The sequence below is a fragment of the Gordonia sp. w5E2 genome (genome assembly GCF_036540975.1).
In the GTDB taxonomy this organism is placed as follows: Bacteria; Actinomycetota; Actinomycetes; order Mycobacteriales; family Mycobacteriaceae; genus Gordonia; species Gordonia jacobaea.
Genome location: NZ_CP144213.1, coordinates 2,265,965 through 2,283,300 on the forward strand (window position 1 = coordinate 2,265,965; position 17,336 = coordinate 2,283,300).

The following is a 17,336-nucleotide window of genomic DNA, read 5'->3' on the forward strand; positions in this document are numbered from 1 at the left end:
CGTCGCAACGAATTGTTGTCTTTTGCGACGCAAAAGGATCTCTCGAACGATAACTGCAGGTCGAAGCCGTGCCGTGCAGTTCGCTCTTCAAGTCACTCGCATAACCCGGTGACGCGTGTCGGCGCCGACGAGTAGGTTGGTTGGTGCCATGACGGTCATCACAGAAAGCCGCGTCACCAGCGTGGTGCGTGCCGCAGAAACAATGTTGTCCCGCCGAGCGGGGTCGCCGGTGGTTCTCGCCGATCCCGAGGATCTCGGAGGGAGCGGCCGAACCACAGTCGTCCGAGTACGTGTGGCACAGAACCCACTGTCGATGGACCGCACCCTCGTCATCAAGGCGCTCCCGAGTCACGAGGACCCGCAGGCGTTTCACCGCGAGATCGCATCGTACAAATACGCGACGGCACTGCCGACGGAGTCACGGCCCGGTCCGCAACTGATTGCCTCCGATCCCGACAACCGGTTGATGGTGCTCTCCGACCTCGGCCGCGGGCACCCGTTGACGGTGCTGCTCGCCGACGCCGATGTGGTCGAGATGAGCCGCGCGGTGAGCGCGTGGGGCCAGGCGCTCGGCCGGATGCATGCGGCAACGGTCGGCGGAGAAGGCGACTTCGACGCCCTCGTGCGCCACGGTGCGGCAGGCACCGCGGGCAGGGACATCCTCCGCGACGAAGCGATCCGTGCGGTGTCCGCAGCATCGGCGCGGGTTGCCGATCTCGGGCTGACGCTTCCCGACGCCGTCGCGGAGGCGCTGACGTCGGCCTGCGCACTCTTCGACGAGGGTGATCACCGCGCGTTCAGTCCCTCCGACGTCGGCCCCGAGAACATCCTCCTCAACGACGACGGCGTGCAGTTCATGGATTACGAGTGGGGCGGATTCCGCGACGCCACACTCGACATCGCCTACGGGTTGGTCACCTTTGCCCCGCAACTCGGGCCGGCGGGCGTCGCCCACCGCCTCGACCTCGAGGTGTCGATGGTCGACGCCTGGCGCTCAGAAGTGGTGCCGATCTGGCCCGCGCTCGAGCGCGATCGCTACATGGCACGGCAGTTGCTCACGGCACGGCTGCTGTGGGTGTGGTTGTCGACGGTGTGGATGCTGCCCGATTCGTCGACCGACACCGTTCCGATGACGCACTACGCCCACGACTGGGCGCTGCACACCAACGATCCCCGCGTCCTCGTGGCGCGCTGGTCCGATCTCGCCGCCGCGGCGACGAGCAACGCCGAGATCTCTGAGTTCGCAACCGAAGTGGGCCTCGCGCTGCAGCGTGCGTGGCTGGACTGACCGCAGTGGGGGGATTGTTCGACCCGCCGCCTCAGAGTTCGACGAGCGGCGCCACATCGCTGACATCACCGCCGTCACCGAGCGCACCGCTGGCGGTTCGGATGCGTCCGCAGAGTCTCGACGACATCGTCGGCCAGCAACATCTCCTCGGCGCCGGGTCGCCATTGCGGCGTCTGATCAACGGATCGGGCGCGGCGTCGGTGATGCTCTACGGCCCGCCGGGAACCGGAAAGACGACGATGGCGTCGCTCATCTCGAGTGCCGCGGGAGGTCGCTTCGAAGCGCTCTCCGCGTTGTCCGCGGGCGTGAAGGAGGTGCGCGCGGTCATCGAGGTCGCGCGGCGCCGACTGGCGGCGGGTGAGCAGACCGTCTTGTTCATCGACGAGGTGCACAGGTTCTCCAAGACCCAGCAGGATGCACTGCTCGACGCCGTCGAGAACCGCATCGTCCTCCTCGTCGCCGCGACCACCGAGAATCCGTCGTTCTCTGTCGTGTCGCCGCTGTTGTCCAGATCGCTTGTGCTGCAGCTGCGTTCGCTCACCGACGACGACATTCGCACGGTGCTCCGCCGTGCCGTCGCCGACGAACGCGGACTCGGCGGCGCCGTCACCGTCACCGACGACGCATACGCCCACCTCGTGGCCGTCGCGGGCGGCGACGCACGCAGAGCACTGACCGCACTCGAAGCCAGCGCCGACGCAGCGCTGCGCGAACCAACACCCGGTGCCGAGGAGATCGGTGAGGAGGGGGTAGGCGAGATCCCCGAGATCGGTGTGTCCGACGTCGAGGCGGCCATCGACCGTGCGGCTGTGCGGTACGACCGCGACGGCGACCAGCACTACGACGTGACCAGCGCGTTCATCAAGTCGATCCGCGGATCCGACGTCGACGCCGCGGTGCACTACCTCGCCCGGATGATCGCCGCGGGCGAAGATCCCCGATTCATCGCACGACGTCTGATGATCCACGCGAGCGAAGACATCGGGATGGCCGATCCGACGGCGTTGCAGACCGCGGTCGCCGCGGCGCAGGTGGTGGCTCTCGTGGGGATGCCGGAGGCCAAGCTGGCGCTCACGCAGGCGACAATCCACCTCGCTACCGCCCCGAAGTCCGCGGGCGTCGTCAGCGCCATCGGCGCTGCACTCGCCGACGTCGAAGCGGGCAAAGCCGGAGCGGTGCCGCCGGGATTGCGCGATGCCCACTACAGCGGCGCCAAGAAGCTGGGTAGCGGCGTCGGATATCAATACCCGCACAACGATCCCGACGGTGTTGTGCCGCAACAGTATCCACCCGACGAGCTCGTCGGCGTCGACTACTACGTGCCGACCGATCACGGTTTCGAGCGCGAGATCGGGCCGCGGGTGGCCAAGCTGCGGTCGATCGTGCGACGGGCGACGCGCCGGTCCAAGAAGGCGTGACGCGACTCAGCGGTGGCGTGTTGCGAATGCGAGAGCCGTTGCTGCCACGGCCATTCCGACACCGACCCACACCGGCGACACCCAACCGAGCCCTGCACCGATCGTCAGTCCACCGAGAAACGTGCCGATCGCATTGCCCACGTTGAACGCGGCGATGTTCGCTGCCGACGCCATGGTCGGAGCATCGCCCGCGAAGTGCATGACACGCAGTTGCAGTGGCGGGCTCGTCGCGAAGCCCACGAGACCCATGACGAAGAGCAGGATCGCGACGGCGACCGGCACGTGTGCGAGCAATGCGTAGGCGACGAGGGTGAGGGTCAGCAGCACGGGCAGGGTCCGCAGCGTGAGTGAGAGGTTGCGATCGGCGGCCCAGCCGCCCACGACGTTGCCGACACAGAGTCCGAGTCCGAAGATGATCAGCAGCCAGGCCACCGCGGACTCCGGATAGCCCGTCACATGCGTGACGAGGGGCTCGACGTAGATGAACGCGCCGAAGACTCCGCCGAAGAGCACCATTGTCAGGACGATCGAGATCAGCACCTGCGGTCGGAGTAGGACGCGATAGGCCGATCCGCTGCTCGACGTCGGCGCCGGTCGTGACGGGACGAGTGCCACGATCCCGAGCAGTGCGACAACCCCGACGACGCTCACCATCCAGAACGCCGCCCGCCAGCCGAAGTGTTGGCCCACAACGGTTCCGAAGGGAACCCCGATCACATTCGCCGCAGTCAGGCCGGTGAACATGACCGCTATGGCGCTGGCTCTGCGGTGCGGCGCCACGAGGTCGGCCGCCAGCACGGCGCCGATACCGAAGTAGCCGCCGTGGCACATCGCTGTGACCACGCGGCCGAGCAACGCCACGTCGAACGTCGGCGCGAGGGCGGTGAGCACGTTGCCGACGATGAACAGGCACAGCAGCACCACCAGCGCGCGTTTGGGTGGTCGCCTGCTGAGGAATGCGGTGACGGTGAAGGCTCCGACGGCGACGGCGAGCGCATATCCCCAGATCAACGCGCCCGCGGTGGGCACCGATACGCGCAGCGACTCGGCGACGTCGGACAGCAGTCCGGAGATGATGAACTCGGTCAGGCCGATGCCGAATCCGCCGACAGCCAGTGCGGTCAGAGCCGCTCGGGCGTGTGTCCTGGCAGTCACCCCGCTCACCGTGGGATCTGTTGCGGGCGTTGTCGTCTCGCTCATGGTGTTTCCTTCACGACGAAATGACGCGCGGTCGGGTGACCGGCGTGGAAAAAGGGGGAACGGGGTGGCGCGGGCTCAGCCCGACAGAGTCGTGCTCGCGAGCAGACGTAGCGCGTCGTCGTGCGACGAACCGGGCGTGGCGTGCATGAGCATCAATCGATGCCCGTCCTCCTGGGGGAGATGCAGCATGTCGTAGGTGAGGTCGAGCTCGCCGACGATGGGATGCAGGAAGCGTTTGGTGCCGCTCGAACAGGATTCGACGGGGTGCTGCGCCCAGATGCGCGCGAAATCGACGCTGCTGGAGGCGAGGTCCGAGACGAGATCGGCGATGTCGTCGTTGGCACCGTTGGTGTTCACGTGTCCGGTGACCAGCGGCCCCGTGACGTATCTCAGCGAGGCAACTGCCAGTCGTGCCTCGAACTCCCAGTCACGGTGCAGCGCACGCGTGGCCGGGTCGGTGAACAGCATCGACACCTTGTTCGGTGGTGTGTCGGACGTCGGGGCCGCAGGGTCGAGGTGACTTGCCAGCACCGCGTGGCCAAGGCGATTCCAGCCGACGATGTCCTGCACGGGCGACAGTGCGATCGCCGCGACGTCGGGCATCGCGTCGAGCAACGTCGCAAGACCGGGACGCATCCGCGGCCGGACGGGCCGGGGCGTCGCCGAGCCCGCGAGGTGATAGAGATGTGCGCGCTCGACCTCGTCGAGGCGCAGTGCGCGTGCCAACGCGTCGATCACCTGCGTCGATGGATTCGACGCCGCGCCCTGTTCGAGGCGGGTGTAATAGGTGAGCGAGACACCTGCGAGTTCTGCGAGTTCTTCTCGACGTAGCCCCGGTACCCGCCGAAGACCCGTGGTGACGACGCCGAGGTCGGCGGGTACGAGCGCGGCGCGGCGGCTGCGCAGGAAGTCGGCGAGTTGCTCGGCGGCGGTGGATCCGTTGGTCACCGATCCATGGTCGCGCGATCGGCCGCGGCGTGCCTGTCCCTGTCGGTGACAGTCGACCGGACGGCCACAACACCGCTGTCCAGCACGGCCTTCTCGTGCTGCTGACGACGCAATTCAGGTGTCCTCGTCGCGCGGCGGTAGGCTGGTATGTCGCAGATCGTCGGATTCGCGCACGCCCCGAGTCAGTCCGACGCAGACCTTCCAGACGCACCACGACGACCGAGGACGAGAACCCAGTGCAGACGCATGAGATCCGGCAGCGATTCCTGGATCACTTCATCAAGGCCGGACACACCGAGGTGCCCAGTGCCTCACTGATCCTCGACGATCCCAACCTGCTGTTCGTCAACGCCGGCATGGTGCCGTTCAAGCCCTACTTCCTCGGTGAGCAGACCCCGCCGTTCGACCGCGCCACCAGCGTGCAGAAGTGTGTCCGCACGCTCGACATCGAAGAGGTCGGCATCACCACCCGCCACAACACCTTCTTCCAGATGGCCGGCAACTTCTCGTTCGGCGACTACTTCAAGCGCGAGGCCATCCGCTTCGCGTGGGATCTGCTCACCTCGTCGGTGGACGACGGCGGATACGGCATCGACCCACAGAAGCTGTGGCCGACGGTCTACCTCGACGACGACGAGGCATTCGCGATCTGGCGTGACGAGATCGGTGTTCCCGCAGAGCGCATCCAGCGGCGCGGGATGAAGGACAACTACTGGTCGATGGGCGTGCCCGGCCCGTGCGGTCCGTGCTCGGAGATCTTCTACGACCGTGGCCCCGACTACGGCGTCGAAGGCGGACCCGAAGCCGACGAGGATCGCTACATCGAGATCTGGAATCTCGTGTTCATGCAGAACGAGCGAGGCCCCGGCGGAGCCAAGGAGAATTACGAGATCCTCGGCCCGCTGCCGAAGAAGAACATCGACACCGGCATGGGTGTCGAGCGCGTGGCCTGCCTGCTGCAGGGCGTCGACAACGTCTACGAGACCGACCTGCTCAAGCCGCTGATCGACCTTGCGTCGGAGCTGACCGGTCGGGGCTACGGGGCGGGCAATCACGACGACGACGTGAGGTTCCGCGTCATCGCCGACCACGCCCGCACCGCGGTGATGCTCATCGGCGACGGCGTGCTCCCCGGCAACGACGGACGCGGCTACGTGCTGCGGCGCCTGTTGCGCCGTGTGGTGCGCTCCATGCGGTTGCTCGGTGATGCCAAGCCGACGATGGAGATCATCGTGAACACGGTGATCGACGTCATGTCGCCGTCCTATCCCGAACTCGCCGAGCAGCGCGCCCACATCGTCTCGGTCGCCGTCGGGGAGGAGACGTCCTTCGCCAAGACACTCGAGGCAGGCTCCAAGCTGTTCGCCGACGCCGCGCAGGCCACCAAGGCCGCACACAAGAAGACGATCAGCGGCAACGACGCCTTCACCCTGCACGACACCTACGGATTCCCGATCGATCTGACGCTCGAGATGGCCGCGGAAGCGGGCCTCGACGTCGACCAGCAGGGATTCACCGAACTGATGGCGGAGCAGAAGCAGCGCGCCAAGGACGACGCGGTCGCCCGCAAGACCGGGCACACCGACGCCGCTGTCTACCGAGAGTTCCTCGACCGCGGTCCCACGGAGTTCACCGGCTTCGACGAATTGGTGTCCGAGGCGCGAGTGCTCGGTCTGATCACCGACGGCACGCGTGTGCGGTCGGCGGGGCCGGGGGAGCAGACCACGGTAGTTCTCGACCGCACCCCGTTGTACGCGGAGTCGGGCGGCCAGATGGCCGACGTCGGCACCATCACCACCAGCGACGGCACCCGCCTCACCGTCAGTGACGTGCAGAAGGTCGGCAAGTCGGTGTGGCTACACAAGGCCACTGTCGACGCCGGTGAGATCCACGACGGCGACGAGGTCATCGCTTCCGTCGATCAGTCGTGGAGACACGGTGCGACACAAGGGCATTCGGGTACGCACATGGTGCATGCCGCGCTGCGCGAGGTGCTCGGCCCCAGTGCGACACAGGCCGGATCGCTCAACCGGCCCGGCTACCTCCGATTCGACTTCCACTCCGGCTCGGCGCTGAGCGAGGATCAGCGACAGCAGATCGAGGAGATCTCGAACGCCGCCGTCGAATCCAATTACCCGGTGCACACCTTCGAGACCGGCCTGAGTGAGGCGAAGGCGATGGGCGCGATGGCGCTCTTCGGCGAGAACTACGGCGACGTCGTCCGCGTCGTCGAGATCGGCGGTCCCTTCTCGATGGAGCTCTGCGGCGGAACGCATGTGGCGTCGTCGGCGCAGATCGGGCCGGTCACGCTGATCGGCGAATCCTCCGTCGGATCGGGTGTGCGGCGCGTCGAGGCATACGTCGGAATGGACTCGTTCCGCTACCTGTCCAAGGAGCGTGCGTTGCTCGCGGGACTGGCCTCGTCGCTCAAGGTCCCGTCCGCTGAGGTCCCCGGTCGCGTCGAGCAACTCGTCACCCGCCTGCGCGACGCGGAGAAGCAGCTCGAGAAGGTTCGCGCCGATGCCGCTCGCTCGGCGGCCGGAGGTCTGCTCGATTCCGCCGACACCGTCGGCTCGACACTCGTGGTCGGTGGGGTGGTCCCGGGAGTCGGGGCGAACGACCTACGCGGCATCGCGACCGATCTGCGAGGCCGTGTCGGTGATCGGCAGGCCGTGATCGCGTTGTTCTCGACGACGGGTGAGGGTGACGAGACCAAGGTTCCGTTCGTCATCGCCACCACCGATGCCGCACGAGGCGCAGGCATCAAAGCGGGCGATCTGGTCAAGGAGATCGCGCCACTCGTGGGCGGACGCGGCGGCGGCAAACCCGACCTCGCGCAGGGATCGGGGACCGACGCCGCGGGGATCGACGCGGCGCGGACCCGCATTCGGGAGATCGTCGGCCGATGAGTCTGACTCGGGGGCGTCGTCTCGGCGTCGACGTGGGGAGCGTGCGGATCGGGGTCGCCGTGAGCGATCCCGACGGCATCCTCGCGACACCCGTCGAGACGGTCGCCGGAGCCGATGTCGACGCCGCTGTGGCGCGACTGCGCGCGCTGGTCGAGGAGTACGAAGCCGTCGAGGTGATCGTCGGGTTACCCAAGACGCTGCGCAACACGGACGGTCCGGCAGCCGAGAAGGCGCGCGCCTTCGGGGCCCGACTCGCCGAAGAACTTGAGGGGATTTCAGTCGTGTTTTCTGACGAACGACTCACCACCGTAGCTGCGCAGCAGGCGCTGCACGCCAGTGGACGCAGCGTCAAGGCGTCGCGTGGGGTGATTGATCAGGCGGCGGCGGTCGCTATTCTTCAGGGGTGGCTGGATTCGCGACGATGAGTGGTTCAACGCTGTCCACGGACCATCTCGCCGTGCGAGCCGTTCGATGTGAGGGAGGGGACGTTCGGTGACCGACGAACGGCATCGGAATCGTCATCGTGAAGCCTCTGATCACCCTACCGAAGGTCTCGATCTCGAGCGACTCCGGTACTTCACCCAGCCGGCCGATGGTAAGCCGCACAACCGACATCGGCGTCGGCGCACCGGCACCACGGGACAGATACCGGTAGTCCGAACCGACACCCCGAGATCCGAACGACCGCGACCCGACGGCGCGCAGGCGCCGCAGCCGACGCGGAACGTCGCAGAGGGTCGTGCTCCGCGTCCGGTGCCGCGTGCGCCACAGGCCCCCGCCACGACGCCGCGGCCGGCTGATCGGCCCGTGCGCCGTCCGGAACCGGCCTCCGACGTCGAGCCGGTGGACACCTTCCACATGGCCGCACCGCGTCGCGCCCGTCCACAACGGATCGCGCCGACGCCTCCCGTCGACAAGCAACTCGACACCGCACCGGTCGAGCCGACTCCGGTCGAAGCCCCGGTGGCGTCGAGGACGCCGGTCTCACCGGACTCGTACGAAACGCGCGACTACCAGAGCGCAGGCGTCGCACTCGAGTCGATCGAGACCGACGAGTCGTACGACTCGATAGACCACGACCAGCCGATCTCGCCGACGCGCAGGGGGAGGGTTCGCGCCCACACTCCCGAATCGCGACGCAGGCGACGTAAGCGACGAACCGTGCTCGCAGCGGTCATCGCCATCATGCTGGTCGCTGTTGTCGGGGTCGGCTACTACGGATTGCGGGCGGCGGGCATGCTCGACTCGCGCAAGGACTACACCAACGCCGCGGGTACCGGCGACGTGATCGTCGACATTCCGCAGAACTCCACGCTGAAGGATTTCGGGCGAATCCTCGCAGACGACAACGTCGTCGGCAGTCAGCGCGCATTCATCAATGCTGCTGATGGACAGGCGATTTCGGGCGGCTACTACAAGCTGCGCACCGAGATCCCCGCGTCGACAGCAGTGCAGATGCTGACCGATGGGACGACGCACCGGGTCGGTCGGGTCGTGGTTCCGGAGGGTCTGCAGCTCGACACGAAGAAGGGTGCCGACGGCAAGACGACGCCCGGCATCTTCCAGATGATCTCCGACGCCACATCCGTCACCGTCAACGGACAGAAGGTCGGGGTATCGGTCGACGACCTGCAGAAGGCGGCAGCAGGCACCTCCGCGCAGGAACTCGGTGTTCCCGATTGGGCGGTGGCCGACGTCGAGAAACTCAATGGTGATCACCGGCGGATCGAGGGGCTGATCGCTCCCGGAACGTGGGAGACGATCGACCCGCACATGTCGGCAACACAGATCCTGCAGCAGTTGATCTCGCAGAGTGCGCAGCGTTTCGCGCAGTGGGGCCTGAGCGATCAGGGCTCCAACGACTCGGGTCTGACGCCGTACCAGACCTTGGTGTCGGCGTCTGTTGTCGAGCGCGAGGTCGCCAAGCCAGACGACTACGCCAAGGTCGCGCGGGTGATCCTCAATCGCCTCGACAAAGACCAGCGTCTCGAGATGGACTCGACCGCCAACTACACCGCGACGGTGACCAACATCGACCTCGACGGTGAGGCGTACAAGTCAGACAACGCGTGGAACACCTATCAGATGAAGGGGCTCCCGGCGACGCCGATCGGAGCGGTCGGCGAGCGCGCGCTCGAGGCGACCGAGCATCCGGAGGACGGCAACTGGCTCTACTTCGTCACCGTCGACCGCGAGGGTACGACGCTGTTCGCCGACACCTTCGACCAGCACAAACGCAACCGTGAGCAGGCGTGCGACAACAAGCTCCTGACCACCGGGTGTAGTTGAGTCGATGGATCTGACACCTCCACCGCGGCGCGCTCCCGTCGGTGGCGCGGTTGGACGCCGCGCCGCGGTCCTCGGCTCGCCCGTCTCGCATTCGCGCTCACCCGACCTGCATCTCGCGGCCTACCGCTCGCTGGGCCTCGACGACTGGACCTACGAGCGGATCGAATGCGGCGAGCGTCGGCTTCCCGACCTGGTGGGCGAGCTCTCACCTGAATGGGTGGGTCTGTCGGTCACCATGCCCGGCAAGCGTGTCGCACTCGAGGTCGCGGACGAACGCACCGAGCGGGCAGTCCTCGTGGGTTCGGCGAACACCCTGGTGCGCACCGAGACCGGTTGGCGCGCCGACTGCACCGACATCGACGGCATGATCGGTGCCCTGCGGGAGGTCGACGTCGCGGCGTCGCAGCACCCGCACGCGGTTCTCGTCGGGGCAGGTGGAACCGCGCTACCGAGCGTTGCCGCCCTCGCAGAGGCCGGATTCGGTGCACTGACGGTGGTCGCGCGCGACGAGTCACGCGCGTCCGACGTGGTCGACCTCGCGCAGCGACTCGATCTCGACGTGCGCTTCCTCCCGTTTCGCCCGTCCCCAGAACTCCTCGACGCGAGCGCAGACGCGGGCGTCGTCGTATCGACGGTCCCCGCCGCGGCGGTCGAGCCGATCATCGACTCGCTCACGCACACGCGCGCGCTCGTCGACGTGATCTACAACCCGTGGCCGACGCCGCTGGCCGACGCCGTGTCGGCGAGCGGGGGGCGCGTTGTCGGGGGTCTGGTGATGTTGCTGAATCAGGCCTACAGCCAGGTGGAGCAGTTCACGGGACGTGTCGCACCGCGTGCGGCGATGGCCGCGGCGCTCGACTGATCCCTCCCCAGCCCTGTTCCCTCCCCAGACACAGCCCTGTCCACAGGTTCGCCGCACATGTCGGCCGCGGGACGTCGGATCGCGCCGCGTCGCCGAGACTGTCGTGCATGGAACTCGTCGGCTGCGTGGTTGCGCTGTGGCTCGTCGCGCTCGCCGACATCGACCGTCGCACCTCGCGGCTGCCGACCGTGCTGCTGTGGCCAGGTCTCGTCGCAGTCGGGGTCTCGTGCTGCGTGCGGCCGTCCATCGCGCTCGCAGCGGTCGCTGCCGCAGGTCCCTACCTCGTGGGGTGGCTGGCCGGTCTCTGCGGTGGTGGCGACGTGAAGTTGGCGCTCGTGCTCGGCGGCATGCTCGCCGACCCGGCGTCGGCGTTGCTGATGGTGCTCGCGGCTCAGGTACTCGGGCTGCTGACGCGACGAGGGCGGCAGCGCTGGCCGCACGGGCCGCCGATGATCGCCTCGGGTGCGACGCTGTTCGTGGCCGGCTCGGGATGAGAAGACGTGGTTGGGGTGTCGCCGCCGTCACATGGAACAATTGATCCTTGTGTTGCGCTGGATAACCGCCGGAGAGTCTCATGGCCCGGCCCTTGTTGCCATTGTCGAAGGCATGGTCGCCGGGGTGGAGATCACCTCGACCGACATCGCCGAACAACTCGCACGCCGCAGGCTCGGCTACGGGCGTGGTGCGCGCATGAAGTTCGAGGCCGACAAGGTGAGTGTGCTCGGGGGTGTGCGGCACGGGCTGACGCTCGGAGGGCCGGTGGCGATCGAGATCGCCAATAGCGAGTGGCCCAAGTGGGAGACCGTGATGGCCGCCGATCCCGTCGACCCCGCAGAGCTCGAGGGCAGCGCGCGCAACGCCGCGCTGACCCGACCCCGGCCGGGTCATGCCGACTACTCCGGCATGCTCAAGTACGGATTCGACGACGCTCGGCCGGTGCTCGAGCGCGCGAGCGCCCGCGAGACCGCCGCGCGCGTCGCGGCAGGTACGGTCGCGCGCAACTTCCTGCGTCAGGTTTTCGGGATCGAGGTGATCTCGCACGTGATCTCGATCGGTGGCAGCACCCCGTATGTCGGTCCGCCGCCGACGATTTCGGACCTCACGGCGATCGACGAGAGCCCGGTGCGTGCCTTCGACAAGGCCGCCGAGGAATCGATGATCGCGGAGATCGAGACCGCGAAGAAAGAGGGCGACACACTCGGCGGCGTCGTCGAGATCGTCGCGACCGGTGTCCCTGTGGGGCTCGGTTCCCATGTCAGCGGCGAGACCCGTCTCGATTCGCGGCTGGCGGGCGCGCTGATGGGTATCCAGGCCATCAAGGGTGTCGAGGTCGGCGACGGCTTCGAGACCGCACGTCGTCGTGGTAGCGCCGCGCACGACGAGATGGTGCCCGGGCCCGACGGCGTACTCCGCTCGACCAACCGCGCGGGCGGCCTCGAGGGCGGCATGACGAACGGCGAGGATATCCGCGTTCGCGTCGCCATGAAGCCCATTTCGACGGTGCCGCGCGCACTCTCGACCATCGACATGGCGACCGGTGAGCAGGCGCAGGCCATCCACCAGCGTTCCGACGTCGTCGCTGTGCCCGCGGCGGGTGTCGTCGCCGAGTCGATGGTCGCGCTCGTTGTCGCGCAGGCTGCTCTCGAGAAGTTCGGTGGCGATTCGGCGACCGAGACCTCCGACAACCTGGCCGGATACCTCAAGCGCGTCGCGCAGCGCGGAGCGCGGTCGTGAACACTCCTGCGGCAGCGGGCGTGACATCGACGAACAAGCCCGCGGCCGTACTCGTCGGGTTCATGGGTGCGGGTAAGTCGACCGTCGGCCGGTTGCTCGCCGACAGGCTCGGCGTCGACTTCATCGACACCGACCACGAGATCGTGCGACGAACCGGCCGCTCCATCCCGGACATCTTCGTCGCCGATGGCCCCGAGAAGTTCAGGGAACTCGAAGCCGACGTCGTCGCCGATGTACTCGCGACGCACGGCGGCATCGTCGCCCTCGGCGGAGGTGCGGTCACCACCGCGGACGTGCGTGCGGCCCTCGATACGCATCGTGTCTTCTACCTGCGCGTCAGCGCGGAGTCGGGATTCGCCAGGGTCCGCGAGTCGGATCGCCCGCTCCTGGCCTCAGACGATCCGGCAGAGCGCTACCGCTCTCTGCTCGCAGAACGCGAGGACACGTACTCGGCGGTGGCGGGCGTCGAGGTCGATGCGCACGGCGACCCCGACGCCGTCGCCGATCTGATCATTCTGGCGTTGGCCGACGAACTGACAGCAGGGAGAACCTCATGACCGAGCCGATCTCGATCAGAGTCGACGGGGCGTCGCCCTACGACGTCGTCATCGGGCGCGGACTGCTCGACGAGGTCGCGCAGGCCGCCGCAGGCGCCGACCGGATCGCCGTGCTGTATCAGCCGACACTCGCGCAGACGGCAGAGCAGGTACGAGAGTTCTTGGCGGACAAGGGTTTCGATGCGCATCGCGTAGAGATCCCCGATGCCGAGGCAGGTAAGGACCTGTCGGTCGCCGCATTCTGCTGGGACGTCTTCGGGCGAATCGGCCTCAAGCGCAACGACAAGGTCATCGCGCTCGGCGGGGGAGCGGCAACCGATCTCGCCGGTTTCGTTGCCGCCACCTGGATGCGCGGAATCGGTGTGATCCACATTCCGACGACGCTGCTCGCCATGGTCGACGCCGCGGTCGGTGGCAAAACCGGCATCAACACCGACGCGGGCAAGAACCTCGTCGGCTCGTTCCACGAACCCGACGCCGTGCTCATCGACATCGCCACGTTGGAGACGGTGCCGCGCAACGAGATCATCGCGGGCCTCGCCGAGGTCATCAAGACCGGATTCATCGCTGATCCCACCATCCTCGACATCATCGAGGCCGATCCCGCGGCTGCCACCGACCCGACCGGTCCGGTGCTACCGGAGCTGATCCGACGTTCGGTCCAGGTGAAGGCCGACGTCGTCTCGGCCGACCTCAAAGAGTCGTCACTGCGCGAGATCTTGAACTACGGACACACGATGGGGCACGCGATCGAGCGTCGCGAACGCTACCGGTGGCGTCACGGCGCCGCCGTGGCCGTCGGATTGGTCTATGTCGCCGAACTGGCGCGGCTCGCAGGACGACTCGACGACGAGACGGCCGATCGCCATCGGAGCATCCTCGAACTCGTCGGATTGCCGACCACCTACGACGCCGACGCGTTTCCCGATCTGCTGGACGGGATGTCGGGCGACAAGAAGAACCGGTCGGGTGTCCTGCGGTTCGTCGTACTCGACGGGCTGGCCAAGCCGGGCAGGCTCGAGGGTCCCGATCCGAGCCTGCTGGTCGCGGCCTACTCGGCTATCGCGTCGGAGCGTCCGACCGCGGGTACCACACTGCTCTGATCTCGCGGATACCGATCAGGCCGGATCGGCGCCCGAGTTCGCGACTCTGCGGTCGTCGGTGCGCTCGATAACGGCGGTGTCGTCGTCGCGGTCGGAAGTCTCGCGGTTGGATTCGTCGTCGAGACGTCGTTGCTCTTTGCGCTGGTCACGCCGGGTGAGCCAGCGGCCGATGGACGCGCCGAAGAACGCCGGGAAGAAGATGAGAAGCGCGATGAACGAGCCGCCGGCGATGATCTCGATGAAGAAGCTCGACTCGCTGATTCCCTGAACACCGATGGTGCCGAGAATCCAGCAGATCAGGCACGACAACAGGCCCGCGAAGACGCCTGCCTTGAGCCAACGGATCGTGAGGTCGTCGTAGTCGTCGGGGTCGGGGTGTGCCCGGGCGTCGCGGATACCGTCGAAACCGCCCCAGACCAGCGCAATGAAGACAACCGCAGCGACCGCGATGGTCTTCCATGCCGTCGAGTGAAGTGGTGATTGAACGACTGCGATACCGAGGAGAATACGAGCGACGACGTGGACCGCGGTCATGACGACACCGCGCAGCAACCAGGACACCATGGCCGACAGCATACTCATGGGTAGCGTGATCTCGAACACGCGGGAGTGGAGTGGCGTGGTTCGCCACCCCACTCCCGCGCGGGAAATCGTTGCGATGTCAGGCCGCGAGCGCCGTGGCGCTGCGGGGTGTCGCCGCCACCGGCGCGGCTCCGAGGTCGTCGGTCGCGACATCCTTGGTCTCGCGGGCGGTGAGCGCGGCCGCAGCCGCGATCAGGCAGATGGCCGCGGTGAAGATGCTGATCACCACCCAGCCGCCGTCTCCGACGCCTCCCAGTGCGGTCACGATCGACGGGGCGAAGCCCGCCATGAGGAATCCGAGCTGCGTGCCGATGGCGAGGCCGGAGAAACGGACCCGGGTGGAGAACATCTCGCCGTAGAAGGCGGGCCACACGGCGTTGGCAGCCGCATACCCGAACGAGAAGGTGAGCACGGCGAGCACGAAGGTCAGCAGATGATTGCCCTGACTCATCGAGAGCATGTAGAAGGGCATCAGGATGGCCGACGAGAGCGCGCCGTAGATAAAGACGGGCTTGCGTCCGATGCGGTCGGCGAGGGCTCCGAAGAGCGGCTGCGTGATCAACGCGCCGATATTGGCGACGACCACGAGCCACAGGGTGAGCCCGGCGTCGAGTCCGACGTGCTTGCCGTAGGCGAGAGCGAGATTGGCGAAGACTGTCGAGACCGCTGCGATGAAGGCGCACAACACGACTCGCGCTACATCACGCCAGTGGTCGCGCATCAGGGGTACCAGTGGCATGCGTGCGATGTCGCCGGATTCGCGGGCCTCGGTGAATTGCGGTGTCTCGTGCAGTCGACGTCGGATGAAGAAGGCGACGAGAACCACGACGGCCGACAGCCAGAACGGAACACGCCAGCCCCACGAATACTTCGCGTCGTCGGGAAGTGCCATGAAGGGGATCAGCACGAGCGAGGCCAGGATGAGTCCGCCCTGGGTTCCGGTCAGCGTCCACGACGTGAAAAACGCACGACGGTGGTCGGGCGCGTGCTCGAGTGCCAACGAGCTGGCGCCTGCCTGTTCACCTGCTGCGGAGAACCCCTGGAGCAGACGACAGATCACGAGCAGGGTTGGCGCGAGCCAGCCGATCTGATCGAAGGTCGGCAGACACCCGATGACGAACGTCGACACGCCCATCAGCAAGAGTGTGAACATCAGTACGCGCTGGCGACCGATGCGATCACCGAAATGGCCGAGGATCAGCGCTCCGATCGGGCGCGCGATGTAGGCGACACCGAACGTGGCGAACGACATCACCAGCGCCGCGTTGTCGTCCGACGGGAAGAACACATGCGGGAAGATCAGCGCTGCGGCGGAGCCGAAGAGGAAGAAGTCGTAATACTCGACCGCACTGCCCATGAAACCCGCGAGTGCGGCGTGTCGTGGTGTGCGTTTCCCGACGGCTCCGGTGCCGTCGGATTCGGTGGTGGTCATGTTGGGTACTCCTCTGGTGCGATTGTGCCTGGTGGCAGGGCGGTCAGGACGCGTTTGCGACGAGTTGGCGGAAGTGACGGGTCATTCGATCGGCATCCGGGTGCAGCCCGGTGATCAGCGCGAATGCGTCGACGGCCTGGTAGACGGCCATGTGGCCTCCGTCGAGGGTTGGTGCGCCCACCGCACGCGCGGCCTGAAGCAGCGCGGTGTCGAGGGGGCGGTAGACGATGTCGGCGACCCAGAGGTCGGGCCGCAGCAGCCCGGCGTCGAACGCGATGCCGGGATGCTCGGCCATTCCAGTCGGCGTCGCGTGGACGACGCCGGAACTCTCCGGAAGCAGTGCGGGCAGCTTGTCGAACGCCGCGGCGTCGACACTCGGCAGTGGGTGGCGGGTGGCGAGGTCGTGTGCGAGGGCTCCGGCACGGTCGACGTCGAGGTCGACGACGGTGAGATGGGCGGCACCGAGCCGCAGTAGCGCGTCCGCGACCGCCGTTCCCGCACCGCCCGCGCCGACAAGTACGACGTCGGCGAGGTCGGCGTCGGGCAGACCCTCGGTGAAGCCGTGCGCGAATCCCGTTGTGTCGGTGTTGTATCCGACGTCGCCGTCGTCGGTGAACAGGACGGTGTTCACCGCGCCGAGTGTCGCCGCGACGGGATCGACATGGTCGAGATGCGCCATGACCAACTGCTTGCACGGATGGGTGACGTTGACCGCGTCGAATCCGAGCGCGCGGGCCCAGGACAGCACCTCGCCGATGCGATCGGGGGAGATGCCCGCCGCGGCGAGGTCGATCGGCCGGTAGCTGTAGTCGAGGCCGAACGCGCGGCCCTCGGCCATGTGCATCGCCGGGGTCAACGACGGTCCGACGCCGGTGCCGATGAGTCCGACCAGATAGCTGGTCTCGGAAGGTTCCATGAGCTGCTCCATAATGTACGAACTAGTACGTTCGCAATCGAGTAGAGCACTGTGCGCTGCGTCTCGTCAACAGTTTCGTGTGATTGGAATCGCACAAG

The 17,336-nt window shown here is 67.0% G+C and carries 15 protein-coding genes; 10 read left to right on the top strand and 5 right to left on the bottom strand.

Translation table 11 applies throughout. The annotated features are described in order from the left end of the window. Positions 1-148 precede the first annotated feature (148 nt). Together RND64_RS10355 and RND64_RS10360 are read left to right on the top strand one after the other, a co-directional pair. Complete coding sequence (locus RND64_RS10355; RefSeq protein ID WP_005202643.1) at positions 149-1,288, top strand: hypothetical protein; 1,140 nt, start codon at positions 149-151, stop codon at positions 1,286-1,288. A 5-nt stretch (positions 1,289-1,293) separates the two neighbouring features. Then, a complete protein-coding gene (locus RND64_RS10360) occupies positions 1,294-2,706 on the top strand; it encodes a replication-associated recombination protein A (RefSeq protein ID WP_331436664.1) in 1,413 nt (470 codons plus the stop codon). A 6-nt stretch (positions 2,707-2,712) separates the two neighbouring features. Here the strand turns inward: RND64_RS10360 and RND64_RS10365 are convergent, their stop codons facing one another. Beyond that, on the bottom strand, positions 2,713-3,906 hold the full coding sequence (locus RND64_RS10365) for an MFS transporter (protein WP_331436621.1): 1,194 nt from the start codon (positions 3,904-3,906) through the stop codon (positions 2,713-2,715). 75 nt (positions 3,907-3,981) lie between these two features. Further along, complete coding sequence (locus RND64_RS10370) at positions 3,982-4,854, bottom strand: helix-turn-helix transcriptional regulator (protein ID WP_331436622.1); 873 nt, start codon at positions 4,852-4,854, stop codon at positions 3,982-3,984. A gap of 236 nt (positions 4,855-5,090) precedes the next feature. Between RND64_RS10370 and alaS the strand changes: the two genes are divergently transcribed. From alaS to aroB, 8 genes are all read left to right on the top strand, one after another. After that, positions 5,091-7,763, top strand: a complete 2,673-nt coding sequence (gene alaS / locus RND64_RS10375) for an alanine--tRNA ligase (RefSeq protein WP_049697258.1) — start codon at positions 5,091-5,093, stop codon at positions 7,761-7,763. Then, the gene (gene ruvX, locus RND64_RS10380) at positions 7,760-8,188 is read left to right on the top strand and encodes a Holliday junction resolvase RuvX (protein ID WP_049697259.1); all 429 of its coding nucleotides are present in this window, start codon (positions 7,760-7,762) and stop codon (positions 8,186-8,188) included. The genes alaS and ruvX overlap by 4 nt, the downstream gene beginning before the upstream one ends. A gap of 67 nt (positions 8,189-8,255) precedes the next feature. Next, positions 8,256-10,052 (top strand): endolytic transglycosylase MltG, encoded by a 1,797-nt coding sequence (mltG, locus tag RND64_RS10385; RefSeq protein WP_442903970.1) that lies wholly within the window; start codon positions 8,256-8,258, stop codon positions 10,050-10,052. Between the two features lie 4 nt (positions 10,053-10,056). Further along, positions 10,057-10,914, top strand: coding sequence for a shikimate dehydrogenase (locus tag RND64_RS10390; protein ID WP_331436623.1), 858 nt, complete (start codon positions 10,057-10,059; stop codon positions 10,912-10,914). 107 nt (positions 10,915-11,021) lie between these two features. Then, the gene (locus RND64_RS10395; RefSeq protein ID WP_049697262.1) at positions 11,022-11,408 is read left to right on the top strand and encodes a prepilin peptidase; all 387 of its coding nucleotides are present in this window, start codon (positions 11,022-11,024) and stop codon (positions 11,406-11,408) included. Between the two features lie 31 nt (positions 11,409-11,439). Beyond that, positions 11,440-12,648 (top strand): chorismate synthase, encoded by a 1,209-nt coding sequence (gene aroC, locus RND64_RS10400; protein WP_049697263.1) that lies wholly within the window; start codon positions 11,440-11,442, stop codon positions 12,646-12,648. A 62-nt stretch (positions 12,649-12,710) separates the two neighbouring features. After that, a complete protein-coding gene (locus tag RND64_RS10405; protein WP_197494645.1) occupies positions 12,711-13,205 on the top strand; it encodes a shikimate kinase in 495 nt (164 codons plus the stop codon). Continuing rightward, complete coding sequence (gene aroB, locus RND64_RS10410; RefSeq protein WP_064870789.1) at positions 13,202-14,308, top strand: 3-dehydroquinate synthase; 1,107 nt, start codon at positions 13,202-13,204, stop codon at positions 14,306-14,308. Before RND64_RS10405 ends, aroB begins: the two co-directional genes overlap by 4 nt. A 15-nt stretch (positions 14,309-14,323) precedes the next feature. Here the strand turns inward: aroB and RND64_RS10415 are convergent, their stop codons facing one another. The 3 genes from RND64_RS10415 to RND64_RS10425 form a co-directional block, all read right to left on the bottom strand. After that, a complete protein-coding gene (locus RND64_RS10415; protein ID WP_331436666.1) occupies positions 14,324-14,872 on the bottom strand; it encodes a B-4DMT family transporter in 549 nt (182 codons plus the stop codon). A 97-nt stretch (positions 14,873-14,969) separates the two neighbouring features. Beyond that, on the bottom strand, positions 14,970-16,322 hold the full coding sequence (locus RND64_RS10420; RefSeq protein WP_331436624.1) for an MFS transporter: 1,353 nt from the start codon (positions 16,320-16,322) through the stop codon (positions 14,970-14,972). A gap of 43 nt (positions 16,323-16,365) precedes the next feature. After that, positions 16,366-17,238 carry a shikimate dehydrogenase gene (locus RND64_RS10425; RefSeq protein WP_331436625.1) on the bottom strand — a complete coding sequence of 291 codons (873 nt, stop codon included), beginning with the start codon at positions 17,236-17,238 and terminating at the stop codon, positions 16,366-16,368. Positions 17,239-17,336 lie beyond the last annotated feature (98 nt).